This is a genomic window from Algoriphagus sp. (assembly GCF_030694375.1).
Lineage (GTDB): Bacteria > Bacteroidota > Bacteroidia > Cytophagales > Cyclobacteriaceae > Algoriphagus.
Window position 1 is genome coordinate 142,225 of record NZ_JAUXYL010000041.1, and the last position, 17,403, is coordinate 159,627.

Here is a 17,403-nt window from a genome sequence, read left to right on the forward strand (position 1 = left end):
ATGGACAAAAACTGATATCAGGGGTCCAAGTCGACTCGGCAACTAATCCATATTTCGGGTGTTCACAATCAAGCTCTGATAAACAACAGACACCTCCATAAGAATTTCCGCCTCCGCCCACTCCTTGGGCTTTGATTGCAGTACTAAACATGGTTATTGACCCTATAAAGGCCAATCCAAAGATTAATTTTTTCATAGTTTTTTAAAGAGTTAGATTTTACTAAAAAGTTTCTGGCCCAAAAACGACTTCATCCTGAAGCTGAAATTAATCTAATGGCCTAGTCAAAAGAATGCAAGATCTAGTTTTAAAATTTACCATGAAAATACTTAGACGGCGTTTTTTTTTTTGAACGGCCAAAAAGATCTTGAATTAGGCATACCCAAAACAAAAAAGCTTTCGCTTTTCTCTGTGGCCTCTAAAAGGTTAAATATGAAATCGCACCAAAGGTTCTCAGGAAATAATGCCCCTTGAAATCTCCTATTCTCCGTGGCCTCTGTGGTAAAATTTTCTTTGCGAACTTTCGCGTGCTTTGCGGTTAAAAAAGATTTATTGATACAGCTTCCGATCCAAAATATACTCCTCCACCTTATCCGGCAGTAAGTATTTCACCGAGTGGCCTTCTTGGATGGACTTGCGGATAAAAGTTGCTGAAATATCCAAAAGTGGGGCTTCGATGGTTTTGATTTTGGGATGTTCAAAGCCCTTGGCTTCACCCGGTCGGGGGTAGACAAAAATCTCAAAATTATCCAGAATCGCCTGATGGTTTTTCCACTTTTGGAAGTGAGTCAGATTATCCGAACCCAGAAAAAGACAAAACTGATGCTGTGGATATTGGTCGCTCAGATACGTGAGCGTATCAATGGTGTAGCTTGGCTTCGGCATCCGAAACTCCACATCACTCGCCCGAAAGTGGTAATGATCCGCAATCGCAAGTTCGACCATTCGCAGCCGGTCAAATTCGTGGATCAGGGATTGTTGCTTTTTGAATGGATTCTGTGGACTGACCACAAACCAAACTTCGTCCAGGTCGGTGCGGTCGTACAATACATTTGCGATGATCAGGTGTCCGACGTGGATCGGATTGAAGCTTCCGAAATACAGTCCAACCTTCATCTTTATTTTGCCAAAAATTCCGATACCAATGCTACCGCCTCCTGCGAGGATCGATCAAAGTCATCGTTGAGAATACTCACATCAAACTGAGGCTCAAACATGGCTTCAAACTGCGCTTTATACAATCTTCTGGACAGGGATTCTTCGGATTCAGTTCCCCGGTCGTTCAACCTGGTTTTCAGCACATCCAGTGAGGGCACTTTTACAAAAATCGCCAGTGCCTGCGGTCCAAAGTATTTTTTGAGAGCCAAGCCGCCTTTCACATCCACATCAAAAATGACTGCTTTACCATTGTCCCAGATTCGTTGGACTTCTTCTTTGAGGGTTCCGTAAAAATTCCCCTCGTAGACTTCTTCCCATTCCACAAAGGCATCTTCGTCTATCTTCTTTTTGAATTCATCGATACTTAAAAAGTAGTAATCTCTGCCGTGAACTTCATGTCTGCCTCTTTTGTCACGGGTACAGGCCGAGATAGAAAATCCAAGATTAGGTACATGCTGTATCAGGTGCTTGACCAGGGAGGTTTTTCCTGATCCCGATGGGGCTGAGAAAATAATTGCTTTGCCTTGGGTTTTGCTCATTTGCTCTCCTGAATCATCTGGCGTATAGACCTAGCCAGTTCCGTTGGGACAGGTTGTTTGGTGCATTTTGTCTTCAGTACGTCCCGAATCGCCTGTTCCAAATGAAAGTGCTCAAAGCAAGGCTGGCATTTTGCCAACTTTTCCTTCATCAGTTCCTGGCCCGTTTCGCCCATTTCGCCGTCCAATATGCTTTCAAGCAACTGAAAACACTTGGTTACATCACTGCACGCCAGCTTTCGCTCACCGCCTGGTTGATCGTTTATTTCCATGAGTAATCGTTTTAATCCTCCTCTTCTTCGTTCGTATTGTAGCCCATAGACTGAGCGTACCCTTTCAGTTGTTCTTTCAAAAGATTCCTGGCGCGATGCAACCTGGATCTTACCGTCCCAATGGGGATGTCCAGGATCTTGGCCATCTCCTCATAAGTAAAGCCTTCCAGATCTGCCAGAATGATAACCGTACGGAAATCAACAGCCAGTGCATTGAGTGCATTGGAGATCTCATCCCCGAGCATATCCTTGACAGATTCAGCCCGGAGATCAGAAGTACTTTGGTAGTCAACATCATCCGAGTTGTAGAAAGTTTCCACCTCTTGATAATCTACCTTCGTTGGTTGCTTGCTTTTTTTCCGGTACTCATTGATAAAGCTGTTTTTCAGAATTCTGAAAAGCCATGCTTTGGCATTCGTTCCCTGCTCAAAAGAGTTGATGAACCGGAAGGCCTTCATGTAAGTATCCTGCACGAGATCCTTGGCATCATCCTCGTCAAAGGTGAGTCGAAAAGCAAAATTGTACATGGAATCTATGTGTGGCATAAACTCCCCATCAAAGATGGCCGTTTTCTCTTCTTGAGAATATTTTCTGCGCTGTACTTCAGACATAAGGTTCAAAAGTAATGAAAGCCCAATTTATAACCAGAATTTAAACCGAAAGTCGGCTGAATTAATTTATTTTGTTGCTGAATTGACTCCAGGTTCGGAGCAAACCTCCCCATCAACAAAGGTATTTGTTATGTTTTTCTTTAGGCTGCTGTCCTATTTGCCGCTTTCGGTGTTGTACTTGTTTTCGGATTTGATCTATCTGATCGCCCGATACCTGCTCAGCTACCGCAAAAATGTGATCGACGAAAACCTGAAATTTGCTTTTCCCGAAAAATCCGCAGAAGAACGTAAGCAAATCCGAAACCAATTCTACCGGAATTTCACGGATGCTTTCTTTGCTGAAACCATCAAAATGCTGACCATTTCTGAAAAAGAACTTCGACAGCGCTTCCAGGTAGTCAATCAAGAAATAATTGATGCGGAAGTTCTAAAGGGAAAAAGTGCTTTGATGATGGCTGGTCACGTTTTCAACTGGGAAATGGCGATCTTGGGCGTGGCCTTGAATACCAAAGTAACAGCCGAAACGGTTTATCTCAAGTTGAACAATCCCTTCTTCAACCAGCTTATGTTGAAGATCCGGACACATTTTGGCGGGGTGATGACCGAGAAAAGGGACTTTCGGAAAAGCATGATCACCATGCGAAGTCAACCTAGAATCGTACATTTGGCCGCAGATCAACGCCCTCCGAGTTCGGAAAAGCGCTACCAGCGGGATTTACTCAACCGATCGGCTTATTTCTTCGAAGGCGGAGAATTTATGGCCAAAAAGATGGAATTACCCGTTTTCTTCGGTACCATGACCAAATTAAAACGGGGACATTACCGATTTGAATTCGCGAAAGTTGCCGAGCCTCCTTACGATTCACATAAAGCCCACAGCATCACGGACGAATTCTGCCGTAGGCTTGAAGAAAACATCAGAAACCAACCGGATCTTTATTTGTGGAGTCATAAGCGGTGGAAAATGTGAGTTGGAAGGTTGTAAGGTTAAAAGGTTGTAAGGTTGAGGAGTAGCTGTCCGAAACTCACAAAACATCAACCGAGGGTTTACCACGACACCTCCAATTCCCCAGTAATTTGTAACTCTAAAACTTGTACTGAGCGAAGTCGAAGAATCGTACATTAAAAAATTACCACTAACCCTAGCTAATTGGATCATACCTCTTGATACTAAAATCTAGCTACTTGATACTTAAAAATGGATTACCTCAAGGAACTGAATCCCCCGCAACTTCAGGCGGTGCAACATACTGATGGTCCGGTGATGATCATTGCAGGTGCCGGCTCGGGTAAAACCCGGGTTCTGACTTACCGCATTGCACACCTGATCTATGCCAAAGGAATCGATCCTTTCAATATCCTCTCCCTGACTTTCACCAACAAAGCCGCTGCGGAAATGAAGCACCGCATCGAGATGCTGGTTGGGCTCGAGGCCAGAAATACCTGGATGGGGACTTTTCACTCCGTTTTTGCGAAAATCCTCCGGGTCGAAGCCGGTAAAATCGGCTACCCTTCCAACTTTACGATCTACGACAGCGACGACTCCAAATCCCTCATTCGCACCCTCGTCAAAGAGATGCGAATCGACGACAAAGTGTACAAGCCGAGTGTGGTACTTTCCCGAATCTCGGGCGCTAAAAACCGCCTCATTTCCTGGCAAGCCTATCAGGATGACCCATATGTCAAAGCAGACGACGAAGCAGCCATGAAACCTCATATGGGGGTTATCTACGAGAAATACCAAAAGCGACTCTTCAAATCCGGGGCGATGGACTTTGACGATCTGCTCTTCAACACCAATGTCCTATTTAGGGATCATTTGGACGTGTTGAATAAATACCAGCAGCGCTTCAAATATGTAATGGTGGATGAGTTTCAGGACACCAATATTTCCCAATACCTGATCACCAAAAAACTCGCTGCTGTCCACCAAAACATCTGTGTAGTGGGCGATGACGCACAGAGTATTTATGCTTTTCGCGGAGCGGATATCCAGAATATTCTGAATTTCGAAAAGGACTACCCGGACCTTTTTGTGGTCAAACTGGAGCAAAACTATCGGTCCACCAAGACCATCGTCGAAGCTGCCAATTCCATTATTGACAAGAATAAAGCACAGCTCAAAAAGCTCGTCTGGACCTCCAATCCCGAAGGTGAACTGATCGAGCTGATCAAAGCAACATCGGATGGAGAGGAGGGGCGGATCGTGGCCAACACGATTTTTGAGGAGAAAAACAATAAAAAACTCAACAACAGTGACTTTGCGATTCTCTATCGGACCAACTCCCAGTCCAGGTCGATGGAAGAAGCACTGCGCAAAATGAACCTAACCTACAAAATCGTGGGTGGGCTATCATTTTACCAGCGGAAGGAAATCAAAGACTTGATGGCTTACATGCGCTTCACCGTAAACCCGGTGGACGAGGAAGCCTTCAAGCGTGTAATCAATTATCCCAAGCGGGGAATCGGGGATACTTCCGTGGAGAAGATCCTTGTTGCCGCTTACGATCATGATATCCCGCTTTGGGAGGTTGTAAAAAACGCCCACAGTTTTCTGCCCGGCAGAGCGGGAAGTTCGGTAGATGATTTTGCCACGATGATCAAGGCATTCCAAATCGAAGTCGAGCGAAAAGACGCATTTGAAGTGGCCAGCAGCATCGCCAAGCAGAGTGGTTTGCTGCGGGAGCTCTACGAAGACAAAACCATAGAAGGGCTCAATCGATACGAAAACGTCCAAGAATTGCTGAATGCAATCAAAGAATACGTGGACAACCCTGAAAATGAGGACAAAAGCTTGGGCTCATTCCTTCAGGAAATTGCCCTGCTTACCGACAATGATCAGGACAAAGACAAAACCGATGCAATCACCCTGATGACTATCCATTCTTCCAAGGGCTTGGAGTTTAGACAGGTATTTGTAGTCGGAATGGAAGAAGATCTTTTTCCTTCGCAAATGATGATGCAAAGCCGCGAAGATCTGGAGGAAGAGCGGCGCTTATTTTACGTCGCGACTACCCGGGCGATGGACAAATTGTATTTGACCTATGCTTTGTCCCGTTATCGTTTTGGGCGATTACTCAACTGTGAACCGAGCAGATTCCTGGAAGAAGTGGACCAAAACATGATCAAGGTAAACAAGCGTATGTCCTCCAAGGATATGCCGGGGGCGCTTCGCAAGGAAGGTTTACCCGGAGCAGGAGAGTTTGTGGGAATCAAAAGACAACCCGAATCCAGACAACCCTCACAACTGAAAATTCATACCCCATCTCCTGATTTTAAGCCCTCAAATACCAACAATCTGAAAGCAGCCCAATTGGTAGAGCACCCGAAATTTGGTTTTGGAAAAGTTCAAAAAATTGAAACAGAAGGACTTAACAAAAAGGCAACGATTCAATTTGAGCATTTTGGTGAGAAAACTTTATTGCTTAGCTTTGCCAAGCTCAGAATCATAGACTAATCACTTGCCTTCCTGCCTTTTGGTGATTTTTTGTTACCTTTTGAATGGCAATAAACGGGAAGCAACATGGAGCACACCGAACCTGAAAAACAACGACTTATTTTGAAAGAATACGGCAAAAACATTCAACGCCTGGTAGATCATGTCACCGCGATTGAAGACCGTGAAAAGCGCACTCAGAGTGCCTACACTGTCATCGAAATCATCAAACAGCTCAATCCAACCTGGAAGCAGGAAAATGATCAGAAGCTTTGGGATGACATCTACATCATGTCGGACTTCAAACTCGATGTGGATGGCCCTTTTCCGATGCCGGAAAAAGAGCTTCTAGGCAAAAAACCACAGCCCATCGGATACCCCAAAGGCGAAGTGAAGTTTAAGCACTATGGCAGAAATATCGAAAAACTGATCGAACAAGCCATAGAGATTGAGAATGATGACGATCAGGAATCTGCAATCATCTACATCGGCCAATTAATGCGTTCCTTCCACTCTACCTGGAACAGGGAGAACTTCGATGATGGGATTATCCTTGACGATATCAAAACGATGTCAAAAGGGAGACTTCATATCGATCTGGAAAAAGTTAGGGAGAATGCCCTCTTCGAATCCAATACCAGAAGAGATTTCAAAATTCCTCATATCGAGGCTGAACCTCAGAAAAAGAAGTTCAACCATCCCAAAAAGCCCAGAAACAACGGCCACAATAATAAAAAGCGCAGAAATTAATGGCATCATTTCGAGTTACCGGTGGTACCCGACTAAAAGGTGAAATCACCCCTCAGGGAGCAAAAAACGAGGCACTTCAAATTCTTTGCGCTGTCCTACTCACTCCCGAAAAAATCACTGTCAACAAAATCCCAAACATACGTGACGCAAACAAGCTCATCGAGCTGCTTGCCGATATGGGCGTCAAAATCAAGCAACTGAGTCCTGAGTCCTATAGTTTCCAGGCAGACGAGGTCAACTTGGATTACTTGGAAACGGAAGATTTCCTGACCAAGGCATCCGCACTTCGAGGCTCGGTGATGATACTGGGTCCGCTATTGGGGAGATTCGGAAAAGGCAAACTATCCAAGCCGGGAGGAGATAAGATCGGCCGAAGAAGAATGGATACCCACTTTTTTGGATTTCAAAAACTTGGAGCAGAATTCCATTACGACGCCAAAAATGAGATTTTCCACATCGATGGAAAAAAACTCAAGGGTACCTACATGCTTTTGGATGAGGCTTCGGTCACCGGCACGGCCAATATTTTGATGGCAGCAGTGCTTGCCGAAGGCAAAACCACTATTTACAATGCAGCCTGCGAGCCATACCTTCAGCAGCTTTGTGACATGCTCAACCGTATGGGGGCAAAAATCACAGGAGTAGGCTCAAATTTGCTGACTATTGAGGGTGTCAAAAAACTTGGCGGTACAACGCACACCATGCTTCCGGATATGATCGAGATCGGTTCGTTCATCGGAATGGCAGCAATGACTCAGTCCGAGATCACCATCAAAGACTGTCAAATTGAGCGCTTGGGAATAATTCCGGAGACATTCAAGCGAATGGGCATCCATTTGGAATTTCGAGGCGATGACATTTTCGTTCCTGCACAAAAGCACTACGAGATTGAAACATTCATCGACGGGTCGATCTTGACTGTTGCCGATCAGATTTGGCCTGGATTCACACCGGATTTGCTTTCCATTATCCTAGTCACTGCGACGCAGGCAAAAGGAACCGTCCTAGTTCACCAAAAGATGTTTGAATCGCGCTTATTCTTTGTGGACAAGTTGATCGACATGGGGGCACAGATCATCCTTTGTGATCCGCATCGAGCCACCGTGATCGGACTGGACCGAAAGTATCCACTTCGGGGTATTCGAATGACTTCACCGGATATCCGTGCGGGAGTGGCACTGCTCATAGCTGCCATGTCTGCTAATGGGGTTTCTGTCATTGACAATATCGAGCAGATTGATCGAGGGTATCAAAACATTGATGTCCGGCTCAATGCGCTTGGCGCAAAAATTGAACGGATTGCATAATTCAATTGGGAGCCAAAAGCTCCCAATTTCTTTTTTAATTTCGGCTGGTTTCAGAGAATCAAACACCGATCATGCCTATGGATAGAGGTAAGAAAAGAAACTGAAAAAAAGCGTTTTCAGAACTTCTTTTCCCAATTATCCATTCCCTTTTGCCCTTTTCTACATTTTTTTGGTAACTTCTTGGCCAAATAGCTCAACCCATTTTAACCTATGACCAAGAAAAAACTCCGTAGCCAAGAATGGTACGGCCGGACCGGAAAAGACGGATTTATTTACCGATCCTGGATGAAAAATCAGGGACTCCCCCATCATCTTTTCGAAGGCGATAAGCCAGTGATTGGGATTTGCAATACCTGGTCTGAACTCACCCCCTGCAATGCCCATTTCAGGGATTTAGCTGAAGCCTTAAAGCGTGGTATCTGGGAAGCCGGTGGATTTCCATTGGAATTTCCGGTGATGTCCTTGGGCGAATGCTCCATCAAACCTACCGCGATGCTTTTCAGGAATTTAGCCTCCATGGATGTGGAAGAAAGCATCCGAGCCAACCCCATGGATGGCGTGGTGCTGATGTGTGGGTGTGACAAAACCACCCCTTCCCTAGTCATGGGAGCCGCTTCTGTCGATATTCCGGCCATGGTACTTTCGGGTGGACCTATGCTCGTGGGAAGATTCAAAGGAAAGAAAATCGGCACTTCGGACATTTGGAGATTTGCAGAGGAATACAAGTTGGGAAAGCTTTCTCAGGAAGAATTTATTGAGGCAGAAGCCGCCATGTCCCGTTCTGTAGGACACTGCGCCCCTATGGGTACTGCCTCTACCATGGCGGCGATGGTAGAAGCTTTGGGTCTTTCTTTACCTGATAACGCAACCATCCCTGCAGCTGATTCCCGCCGGAAAGTCATGGCCCACATGACCGGCATGCGAATCGTGGAGATGGTGAAAGAAGACCTGAAAATGAGTAAAATTTTGACCCGTAAAGCCTTCGAAAACGCCATCATGGTCAATGCGGCTGTAGGAGGATCCACCAATTTTATTCTTCATTTGACAGCCATTTCCAAGCGAATCGGAGTGGAATTGGATCTCACCGATTTTGATCATTTCTCAGCCAAAATCCCGCTGATCGCCAATGTTCAGCCGTCCGGAGAGCATTGGGTTGAGGATCTCTTTTATGCAGGTGGACTACCGGCGGTCATGCGCGAAATCGAAAAGCATCTCCACCGTGACGCCCTTACTGTCAATGGGAAAACTATCGGAGAGAACATTGCAAAGGCTGAATGCTGGGATAGAAATCTGATTGGCACACTGGAAAACCCCATCAAACCGGACTCAGGCATAGCAGTACTTAAAGGTAATCTCTGTCCAAACGGTGCAGTACTGAAACCTTCTGCCGCCACTCCAAGTCTGCTTACCCATACCGGAAGAGCCGTTGTCTTTGAAAATATTGATGACTACAAAGCCAAAGTAGACGACCCGAACCTGGATATCGATGAAACTTGCGTGATGGTCATGAAAAATGTAGGGCCAAAAGGCTATCCCGGCATGCCGGAAGTCGGAAATATGGGCTTGCCAAAAAAACTGCTTGAGAAAGGAGTCAAAGATATGATTCGCATATCCGATGGTAGGATGAGCGGCACAGGCTTTGGCACAGTCGTACTGCATGTCTCTCCAGAATCAGCAATCGGAGGACCCTTGGCTTTTGTGCAAAACGGAGATATGATCGCCTTGGATGTACCCAATCGCAGCCTAAACCTATTGATTTCCGAAGAGGAATTTGAAAGGCGAAGAGTAGGCTTCCAGCCGACCAAGCTCCCTTATGAAAGAGGCTACGTGAATCTTTTCCTTGACAAAGTAAATCAAGCACACGAAGGCGTAGACTTTGATTTTCTCCAAGGAAGCTCAGGTTCAGAAGTGAAAAGAGATTCGCATTAATCAAAAGGGAAGCATCCCCCAAGGGTTCTAAACCCTTGGAGGGTTTTTAAAAGAGAATTATGAAACCTCAAAAAGTAGCCATTATTACAGGAGCAGGTCAGGGAATCGGATTGGAGATTGCCAGAAAACTGCTTGATACCGGTTCACATATTGTCCTAAATGATCTGGAAGTCGGCCTGACTGAAGAGGCCGTAGCTTCCCTCGCCCGCATGGGCAAAGGTCAAGTCATAGGATGCTCGGGCGATTCTTCTTCCGAGGAGGTGATTTCGGAATTGATCGAACTGGCCATGCATCATTTTGGTCAAATTGACCAAGTGGTCGCAAATGCCGGCATTACGCTTTTCGGTAATTTTTTGGAGTATTCCCGAAAGGATTTCCTGGAAGTAATGCGGGTCAATCAAGCAGGCACATTCTTTTTGACACAAGCAGCTGCACGTGTAATGAAAGACCAGAAAAACGGAGGGTCAATTTTGCTTACTTCCTCTGTGACTGCACATCAAAGCCATGAAAATCTTGCCGCTTACGCCATGAGCAAGGCCGCCATTGAGATGTTGGCCAAAAATCTGGTATTGGAACTTGCTCCCTTTGGCATTCGAATCAATACCATAGCACCCGGTGCTACCCTTACCGAGCGCACTACTTCTGACCCGGAATATGTCACAACCTGGTCAAAACTTACCCCGATCGGCCGTCCCGCCTTTACGACTGATATAGCTGAGGCTGCAGCATTTCTACTTTCCAATGCCGCACGTCACATCACCGGGCAAACACTCATCGTAGATGGCGGCTGGACAGCGATTAGCCCCTCTCCTTATGCCTGAAAATCATCTTATCAGTAAAGATCTTCACCTGGTATTAAAATCTCCACCCCCCTGGCAGCTCAGTGGTGAAGGGATCATACTAATTTTCAAATTCAAAAAAAATTGGGTTGAAAACTTTGGTTTACTCCCAAAACATCTCGAAGGAAAATTCAAAGGCGGACTGGGTTACGTCATGCTCGTCAACTATGAAAAAACACCGGTAGGACCTTATCACGAACTGCTGATCATCCCCGGGAAATTTCGAAAAATAAAAAAACAGGCGATTACCAAAATTTATGTGGATACAGAGGTCAGTACCCAAAATGGACGAAACAACTGGGGAATACCTAAGGAAACACTTCCTTTTACCTGGGAAAAGGAGCTAGGCAAAGATATAATCCAAATCAAATCCGGTGACCAAGTGATTTTTTCAACAGAAATCACACATAGTGGGCTGCCTTTCCCGGTGACTACTTCACTTTTGCCTATCAGTCTATGCCAAATTTGGAATAAGGTAAAATACTACACCAAACCAAGCGGATATGGTTGGGGAAAGCTGGCTAAAATAAAAAGCCTCGATTTGGATCCCACTTTTTTTCCTGACATTCGGGATATCAAGCCTCTCTTGGCCATGAAGATAAGCCCCTTTCACATCAAATTCCCGGAGCCAACCTATGGGGATGAACCATTTTGAAAACAAACAAATTATTGTCACCGGAGCAAGTTCGGGGATCGGATTAGCCCTGGTAAGACTACTCTACCCATCGACAAAGCGTATTTTAGCCGTGGATATCTCAGGTCAAAATCTTGAGAAATTAAAGGATGAACTTCCCGAAATTGAAGGTTTTCTAATTGCAGATTTAAGTGAAAAAACAGGAAACAAACTGATTTTGGAATGGATTAAAGCAAATTGGATCGGGATTGATTTTTGTTTTGCAAATGCAGGGAAAGCTGAATACAATGCTACGGAGAATCAAAATTGGCATGAAATGGACTCGCTTTTCCAACTCAATGTCTTCAGCCCGATTCAGCTGGGATTGGAATTAAAGACCTGCTTTCCAAACATCACATTTCGACACATCATCACTTGTTCTGCAATTGCATTTTGGGCTGTTCCCGGGTACAGTGTATATGGTGCCAGCAAAGCTGCACTACTCCAATGGGCAAGAACGATTTGGGCTGAAAAATCAGGAAGTTGGCTAAGTTTAGTATTTCCAATCGCCACATCCACCGCTTTTTTTGATTCCGCCGGTAGCGAAATCCCAAAAGCCTTCCCAATGCAAAGCCCAAAAATTGTCGCTCAAAAAATTCTAATTGGAGTGCAGAAAGGCAAAAACATGATTTTTCCATCTCCCCTCTTTAAAATCCTGCTTCACTTGAATAATTTCCTTTATTTCATTCGACCGATCTATCAGACAATTGAATCAAAGAAATTCCGATCTTGGCAAGCAAAACAAAGCAATAACAGTTCAGTTTAATTTCAAATCATCAACCACATTCCATGAAAAACTATTTCTTCTTACTCTCATTCATCTGGCTAATAAGCTCCTGTGAGCAAAAAACAGAACTGCCTGACACCCTACCTATCCAAGTGGCAAAGGCCTACGGGTTTAGTAATTTTGACCAGGTAAACTCCATCGCATATACATGGAATGTGCAACGTGATTCGGTAAATGTGCTTTCCAGGGACTGGAAATGGAATATTAAAGAAAATACAGTTTATTATTCAGGACCTGACACTACCTTCACTTACAGCTTGGCTTCAGACTCTTTGCCAAAGCAGGACGGAGGATTCATCAATGACAAATACTGGTTGATGATGCCTTTCCAACTCGCATGGGACACTGGGTACACCTTTGAAATTCTGGAAAATGTCCCTTCCCCAATTGCCGGGGCCAATTCTACCAAGCTGACCATTCTTTATAATTCAGGAGAGCCTGCGGCACCCGGAATGGGGTACACCCCAGGCGATGCCTATGACCTTTATTTGGATGAAAATAAAATGATCACAGAATGGGTTTTCCGTAGAGGAAACGGACCGGATGGACGTGCGGTCACTTGGGAAAATGTGCAGGACTTCGGCCCACTCAAGTTTGCAACCGACCACTCCAATGATGCCGGTAAGCGGTTCATTTGGTTTACCAATATCAAGGTTGACTAATCCATATTTGAAATTCAACTGAATCTCCTTATGCCGCTGGTGAGCTACCAGCGGCATTTTTTATATCTTAACAAAAAAACAAGGCTTATGAAATCCCAAACTAACCGGCGTGAATTTTTACTCAAATCAAGTGCACTGATCGGTGCCGGAATGCTTGTAAATCCTTTTTCGGGATTCTCTTTTTCCAAAGAAAAGTCTTGGACAGTCGGCGAAATCATGGACACGTTCATCTCCCAAGTTCCCAACGCACCTTTTTCCCAAACTGTGGATACAATCAAAATCGGATCCAGAGAAACAGTGGTGACAGGGGTGGTAACTACCATGTTTACCACGATGGAAATCATCAAAAAAGCGATCGCACTGAAGGCTAACCTGATCATTCCACACGAGCCCACCTTTTTTTCAGGACAGGATGAAACAGATTATTTGCAAAATGATCCCGTCTTCCGTGCCAAGTATGATCTGATGGCTGAACATGAAATTACACTTTGGCGCAATCACGACTATGTCCATCGCATGAATGACGATGGAGTTCGGATTGGAGTCGTGGGAGATTTGGGATGGAATGCATATTATCAACCAAAAAGCCCGATCCTGAATATTCCCCGAACCAGCCTTCGTGAATTAATTCATCATATCAAAGGCAAACTTGGTGTACCGGCGATGCGCTATGTAGGTGATCTGAATCAGACCTGCAGCAAAGTATTGCTTCTTCCCGGAGCAGTAGGAGGTAGAAGGCAAATAGAATCCATTATGAAAGAAAAGCCTGACGCCTTGGTGTGCGGTGAATCCAACGAATGGGAAACTCCAGAATATGTGCGTGCAGCAAATGAAATCGGGATGAAGCTTTCTATGATCGAAATCGGCCATTCGGCCAGTGAGGAAGGCGGATCAGAATTTGTAAAAAACTGGCTGAATGAAAACATGCCGGGGCTTCCTGTGCATCATATTCCTTCAGGGAATTCCTTACAGATCTTTTAGCGGATGAGTGATGACACAGATGACCAAAGACCCAATTCCTATCTGTGAGAATCAGTGAAATCTGTGAGTAAAAAAATAAGGGCCGATTTTCACATCAGCCCTTTTGTTTTTGTTTGATTTGCTACAGTTCTGGCTTACCAATGATTTTTAATCATTCCCAAACACCTTGTTAAAACGATTAAAGTGAGTTAATCTCATTTTTAACATCATCCATCGTCTTACCAAGCTTTTTCTGCAATTTCCCGAGGAGCTCGTCCTCTTTTCCTTCTTCGTATAGCAAATCGTCATCGGTCAAATCAGCATACTTCTGCTTCAATTTTCCTTTAACTTCATTCCAAGTACCTTTCATTTGAAGTCTAGTGTCAGTTTTCATTTTGTTTTGGGGTTAAAGTGAAACAATAAATTATTACTTCAACTTATTCAAACCCGGTGCCACGACACGGAATTAGGTTTCCGACGCAAATTAGGCGTAAATCCTAAACCGAATTGTTGAGTTATTATTCAGATTGGGGTTTATTAGCCCAATTCTATGGAATAAATGCCTGTTGAATTTCCTGAAGCGCTCGGTCACTTTTAGACTTTTTTAGGAAGACTTATGAAAAGACTTAAAGTTAAAAGATGGTGTCTCAAAAGGCCTAAATGTGTCAGCCTGATGATACTTCGACTCCGCTCTGCGTGACAGGAGTCGAAGACCCTCTGCAGCAAATACAGCTGCATTTGAACTTCCTGCCTACACGACAGACAGGTGCTACCAATCACGTAAGGTATTTTGGCAGCTGAATGTGTGTCAGTCCGAGCGGAGTCGAGGACCTTTCGATTTCGAGACTCTCGTCTCTCAAATGCTCAAGGTGACAACCCCCCTGCTTTCGAAGTGATTTACCGCCATTTCCATTTTGTATGTTCGCAGAATATTTAAGACTCAATGTGACAAACAACAGTTATGAGACAGCCTTTTTTCTGTATACACAAAAGTCTTCCCTACAAACTCCAAGTATTCCCTACTTCCGAAACCGGAATACAACCTTTGAATTCTCCCGGTATGGGGTCGTAACTCAGGACATTTTTTCCGATTTCTTCCGAGGTAAAATATGCCCAAAGCACTGTTGATTTCAGACTTCGATAGAATCCTACCGGCTCTCTTGGCCCCACTGCCGAGCCCCATACATTCTTTGGGAACTTGGGCGACTTGGCTTCATGTCCTTGGAAACAGGCAGCTTTATCCTCCGGACTAAGCTCAGCAAAAACTTTTCCGTAGGCAGCTTTACAATCCGCATTGAACTTTTCGATTTCGGCAAGGACATTTTTCTGTCCGGCTTCATCGTAGGTTTTGGCATAAATGGAGTCGATGAAAATATCCGCCTTCACATCCAGTCCACCTGGAGTTTCGGTCTTTGGCAATAGAAAATCCACAAAAGCCGAAATGAATCGCGCCTGATCCTCGCTCAAAAACTGGGGAGTCCAAGTCAGGCGGTCCTGTTTGGCACATGCCTGCAAAAGGCTTAGCATGGTCGGTGCAGCTACTGCCGAACCCGCAAAAAGGGCTGTTTTTTTTAGTGCGTCTCGTCTGTTCATGGCTTAGAGATTTGATTTTTTGAGTTCTGAAACCGCATGACTGGCCGCTCTGGCAGTGAGTGCCATGTAGGTCAGCGAAGGATTGACGCAGGATGATGAGGTCATGCAAGCACCGTCAGTGACAAAAACGTTTTTGCAATCATGAACCTGATTTGTCGCATTCAGCACGGAAGTCTTCGGATCACGTCCCATTCGCGCGGTTCCCATTTCATGGATTCCGTAGCCCATTTCATGTTTATTGTCAAAATCCAGGACGTTTTTCACGCCGATGCGTTCGAGCATTTCTTTGGCATCAATCCGGATCTGGGCATTCATTTCCAATTCATTTTTGCCCCATTCCGCATCGATGGATAGCGTCGGCTGACCCCATTTGTCCAGCACGTCTGTGTTGAGGTACACCTTATTCTCGTGATAGGGCAAGCACTCTGCAAAACCTGTGATGAAAAATTCCCAGGGACCCGGCTTCATCAGTCCATCTTTGAAGTCTCCTCCAAATCCCTCCTGATTGGAACCCGCTCCCCAGCCTGCGCGTCCTCCACCACCCTGAAAACCAAAACCTCGGACAAATTTATCCGACTTGGTCTTTTCATCCAGATTGACATATCGTGGGATGTAGATTCCATTTGGACGGCGTCCTTTGTAATACTGATCCTCAAAACCTTCCACAGCACCCATTGCTCCTACCCGATAGGTATGGTCCATCAGGTTATGTCCCAATTCACCGGAATCATTTCCCATGCCGTTTGGAAAACGATTGGAAGTGGAGTTGAGCAAAATCTGTGTGGTGCTGAGCGTAGATGCGTTGACAAAGACAATTTTGGCTTTATATACCAACTCTTCTCCTGTCTCTGAATCGATGATTCTGACACCGGAAGCCTTTCCTTTTTGCTCATCATAGACAATGGACTGCACAATGGAAAAAGGACGGATGGTGAGGTTTCCTGTGGCATGAGCCGCCGGCAAGGTTACCGCATTGCTGCTGAAATATGCGCCATAAGGACAACCTCTATCACATCGATTACGAAACTGACACTTCCCTCTACCATTCAGCGGTTCGGTCAGGTGAGCCACCCGACCGATGATCATATTTCTTCCTTTGAATTCCTTTTCGATTCGCTCTTTGACGTGTTTTTCCACGCAGTTGAGTTCCATAGGAGGTAAAAAATGACTATCCGGTAAGTGTGGCAATCCCAAGGCTTCACCGCTGATCCCGGCAAATTTTTCAACATGGGTGTACCAAGGTGCCAAATCCTTATAACGAATCGGCCAGTCAACGCCATGGCCATCTTTGGCATTGGCCTCGAAGTCCAAATCCGACCAACGGTAACACTGCTTTCCCCAAAGCAGAGATCGGCCACCCATCTGATGGGCCCTAACCCATAGAAAAGGCTTTACTTCTGTGTAAGGGTTTTCGACATCATTCGCATGAAAATGCTCGTTCATTTCGCCGATAAAACCGGACCGCCCTCCTTTTGGATGTCTTGCTTTTTGCTCGGGAGTGAGTCCGCCACGGAGTTCTGTTTCCCATGGATCGAGGGTCATGGTGGGATAGTCCACGACATGTTCTACGATTCGCCCCCGTTCCAGAACGAGGGTTTTGAGTCCGGCTTCGCAAAGTTCCTTTGCTGCCCAGCCTCCGCTGATTCCCGAACCGATGACAATCGCATCATAAGTCAGGTTTTTGTCTGCATCAATTTTGAAATTAGCCATTCTAATAGGTTTAAAAGAGGATCAAGTATAGCCAAAATTTTGCTGAACTGGGTGATTTCAAACGATCAGATATCTTCAACAAGTTAAGTTTTGACCAAATCCCAAAAGTTTGAAAAGATGGGAAGCACTTTTTTTAAAGCAGTTGAATTGGATAGTTTGAAAAGTTGAAATACGTTTATTTA

The 17,403-nt window shown here is 45.0% G+C and carries 17 protein-coding genes; 10 read left to right on the forward strand and 7 right to left on the reverse strand.

What is annotated here, in order from left to right; all coding sequences use genetic code 11:
• Positions 1 to 547: 547 nt before the first annotated feature.
• Genes nadD through Q8M62_RS16555 form a run of 4 tightly spaced genes read right to left on the reverse strand, consistent with a single transcriptional unit; the run spans position 548 to position 2,575 of the window.
• Entirely contained in the window at positions 548 to 1,114 is a 567-nt protein-coding gene (gene nadD / locus Q8M62_RS16540; RefSeq protein WP_304899243.1) for a nicotinate (nicotinamide) nucleotide adenylyltransferase, read from the reverse strand.
• Positions 1,115 to 1,116: 2 nt separating this feature from the next.
• Positions 1,117 to 1,695 (reverse strand): guanylate kinase, encoded by a 579-nt coding sequence (gene gmk / locus Q8M62_RS16545; protein WP_304899244.1) that lies wholly within the window; start codon positions 1,693 to 1,695, stop codon positions 1,117 to 1,119.
• Entirely contained in the window at positions 1,692 to 1,964 is a 273-nt protein-coding gene (locus Q8M62_RS16550; RefSeq protein WP_304899245.1) for an anti-sigma factor, read from the reverse strand. Before Q8M62_RS16550 ends, gmk begins: the two co-directional genes overlap by 4 nt.
• An 11-nt stretch (positions 1,965 to 1,975) precedes the next feature.
• Positions 1,976 to 2,575, reverse strand: coding sequence for a sigma-70 family RNA polymerase sigma factor (locus tag Q8M62_RS16555; RefSeq protein ID WP_304899246.1), 600 nt, complete (start codon positions 2,573 to 2,575; stop codon positions 1,976 to 1,978).
• A 130-nt stretch (positions 2,576 to 2,705) separates the two neighbouring features.
• Here Q8M62_RS16555 and Q8M62_RS16560 point away from each other — a divergent pair, with 130 nt between their 5' ends.
• The 10 genes from Q8M62_RS16560 to Q8M62_RS16605 all read left to right on the forward strand — a co-directional run bounded on the left by Q8M62_RS16560 (position 2,706) and on the right by Q8M62_RS16605 (position 13,939).
• A complete protein-coding gene (locus Q8M62_RS16560; RefSeq protein ID WP_304899247.1) occupies positions 2,706 to 3,545 on the forward strand; it encodes a lysophospholipid acyltransferase family protein in 840 nt (279 codons plus the stop codon).
• 228 nt (positions 3,546 to 3,773) lie between these two features.
• Positions 3,774 to 6,032, forward strand: coding sequence for an ATP-dependent helicase (locus tag Q8M62_RS16565; protein WP_304899248.1), 2,259 nt, complete (start codon positions 3,774 to 3,776; stop codon positions 6,030 to 6,032).
• Positions 6,033 to 6,098: 66 nt separating this feature from the next.
• Positions 6,099 to 6,761, forward strand: coding sequence for a DUF4290 domain-containing protein (locus Q8M62_RS16570; protein ID WP_304899249.1), 663 nt, complete (start codon positions 6,099 to 6,101; stop codon positions 6,759 to 6,761).
• A complete protein-coding gene (murA, locus tag Q8M62_RS16575) occupies positions 6,761 to 8,068 on the forward strand; it encodes a UDP-N-acetylglucosamine 1-carboxyvinyltransferase (RefSeq protein WP_092731142.1) in 1,308 nt (435 codons plus the stop codon). Before Q8M62_RS16570 ends, murA begins: the two co-directional genes overlap by 1 nt.
• Before the next feature lie 210 nt (positions 8,069 to 8,278).
• Positions 8,279 to 9,997, forward strand: a complete 1,719-nt coding sequence (locus Q8M62_RS16580; RefSeq protein WP_304899250.1) for an IlvD/Edd family dehydratase — start codon at positions 8,279 to 8,281, stop codon at positions 9,995 to 9,997.
• Positions 9,998 to 10,056: 59 nt separating this feature from the next.
• Positions 10,057 to 10,818 (forward strand): SDR family NAD(P)-dependent oxidoreductase, encoded by a 762-nt coding sequence (locus tag Q8M62_RS16585; RefSeq protein WP_304899251.1) that lies wholly within the window; start codon positions 10,057 to 10,059, stop codon positions 10,816 to 10,818.
• The gene (locus tag Q8M62_RS16590) at positions 10,811 to 11,491 is read left to right on the forward strand and encodes an acetoacetate decarboxylase family protein (RefSeq protein WP_304899252.1); all 681 of its coding nucleotides are present in this window, start codon (positions 10,811 to 10,813) and stop codon (positions 11,489 to 11,491) included. The genes Q8M62_RS16585 and Q8M62_RS16590 overlap by 8 nt, the downstream gene beginning before the upstream one ends.
• Positions 11,478 to 12,275, forward strand: coding sequence for an SDR family oxidoreductase (locus Q8M62_RS16595; RefSeq protein ID WP_304899253.1), 798 nt, complete (start codon positions 11,478 to 11,480; stop codon positions 12,273 to 12,275). The genes Q8M62_RS16590 and Q8M62_RS16595 overlap by 14 nt, the downstream gene beginning before the upstream one ends.
• A gap of 23 nt (positions 12,276 to 12,298) precedes the next feature.
• Entirely contained in the window at positions 12,299 to 12,958 is a 660-nt protein-coding gene (locus tag Q8M62_RS16600; RefSeq protein WP_304899254.1) for a hypothetical protein, read from the forward strand.
• Positions 12,959 to 13,045: 87 nt separating this feature from the next.
• Positions 13,046 to 13,939: a Nif3-like dinuclear metal center hexameric protein gene (locus Q8M62_RS16605; protein WP_304899255.1), complete on the forward strand. Its 894-nt coding sequence runs from the start codon at positions 13,046 to 13,048 to the stop codon at positions 13,937 to 13,939.
• Between the two features lie 178 nt (positions 13,940 to 14,117).
• Here the strand turns inward: Q8M62_RS16605 and Q8M62_RS16610 are convergent, their stop codons facing one another.
• The 3 genes from Q8M62_RS16610 to Q8M62_RS16620 form a co-directional block, all read right to left on the reverse strand.
• A complete protein-coding gene (locus Q8M62_RS16610; protein ID WP_304899256.1) occupies positions 14,118 to 14,312 on the reverse strand; it encodes a CsbD family protein in 195 nt (64 codons plus the stop codon).
• A 605-nt stretch (positions 14,313 to 14,917) separates the two neighbouring features.
• Positions 14,918 to 15,511 (reverse strand): gluconate 2-dehydrogenase subunit 3 family protein, encoded by a 594-nt coding sequence (locus tag Q8M62_RS16615; RefSeq protein ID WP_304899257.1) that lies wholly within the window; start codon positions 15,509 to 15,511, stop codon positions 14,918 to 14,920.
• 3 nt (positions 15,512 to 15,514) lie between these two features.
• Positions 15,515 to 17,221 carry a GMC oxidoreductase gene (locus tag Q8M62_RS16620; RefSeq protein ID WP_304899258.1) on the reverse strand — a complete coding sequence of 569 codons (1,707 nt, stop codon included), beginning with the start codon at positions 17,219 to 17,221 and terminating at the stop codon, positions 15,515 to 15,517.
• Between the last annotated feature and the right edge of the window lie 182 nt (positions 17,222 to 17,403).

What these genes read in the sequence shown, in the direction of transcription:
- nadD (WP_304899243.1), bottom strand. Translation starts at nt 1,114, where the DNA reads ATGAAGGTTGGACTGTATTTCGGAAGCTTCAATCCGATCCACGTCGGA.
- gmk (WP_304899244.1), bottom strand. Translation starts at nt 1,695, where the DNA reads ATGAGCAAAACCCAAGGCAAAGCAATTATTTTCTCAGCCCCATCGGGA.
- Q8M62_RS16550 (WP_304899245.1), bottom strand. Translation starts at nt 1,964, where the DNA reads ATGGAAATAAACGATCAACCAGGCGGTGAGCGAAAGCTGGCGTGCAGT.
- Q8M62_RS16555 (WP_304899246.1), bottom strand. Translation starts at nt 2,575, where the DNA reads ATGTCTGAAGTACAGCGCAGAAAATATTCTCAAGAAGAGAAAACGGCC.
- Q8M62_RS16560 (WP_304899247.1), top strand. Translation starts at nt 2,706, where the DNA reads ATGTTTTTCTTTAGGCTGCTGTCCTATTTGCCGCTTTCGGTGTTGTAC.
- Q8M62_RS16565 (WP_304899248.1), top strand. Translation starts at nt 3,774, where the DNA reads ATGGATTACCTCAAGGAACTGAATCCCCCGCAACTTCAGGCGGTGCAA.
- Q8M62_RS16570 (WP_304899249.1), top strand. Translation starts at nt 6,099, where the DNA reads ATGGAGCACACCGAACCTGAAAAACAACGACTTATTTTGAAAGAATAC.
- murA (WP_092731142.1), top strand. Translation starts at nt 6,761, where the DNA reads ATGGCATCATTTCGAGTTACCGGTGGTACCCGACTAAAAGGTGAAATC.
- Q8M62_RS16580 (WP_304899250.1), top strand. Translation starts at nt 8,279, where the DNA reads ATGACCAAGAAAAAACTCCGTAGCCAAGAATGGTACGGCCGGACCGGA.
- Q8M62_RS16585 (WP_304899251.1), top strand. Translation starts at nt 10,057, where the DNA reads ATGAAACCTCAAAAAGTAGCCATTATTACAGGAGCAGGTCAGGGAATC.
- Q8M62_RS16590 (WP_304899252.1), top strand. Translation starts at nt 10,811, where the DNA reads ATGCCTGAAAATCATCTTATCAGTAAAGATCTTCACCTGGTATTAAAA.
- Q8M62_RS16595 (WP_304899253.1), top strand. Translation starts at nt 11,478, where the DNA reads ATGAACCATTTTGAAAACAAACAAATTATTGTCACCGGAGCAAGTTCG.
- Q8M62_RS16600 (WP_304899254.1), top strand. Translation starts at nt 12,299, where the DNA reads ATGAAAAACTATTTCTTCTTACTCTCATTCATCTGGCTAATAAGCTCC.
- Q8M62_RS16605 (WP_304899255.1), top strand. Translation starts at nt 13,046, where the DNA reads ATGAAATCCCAAACTAACCGGCGTGAATTTTTACTCAAATCAAGTGCA.
- Q8M62_RS16610 (WP_304899256.1), bottom strand. Translation starts at nt 14,312, where the DNA reads ATGAAAACTGACACTAGACTTCAAATGAAAGGTACTTGGAATGAAGTT.
- Q8M62_RS16615 (WP_304899257.1), bottom strand. Translation starts at nt 15,511, where the DNA reads ATGAACAGACGAGACGCACTAAAAAAAACAGCCCTTTTTGCGGGTTCG.
- Q8M62_RS16620 (WP_304899258.1), bottom strand. Translation starts at nt 17,221, where the DNA reads ATGGCTAATTTCAAAATTGATGCAGACAAAAACCTGACTTATGATGCG.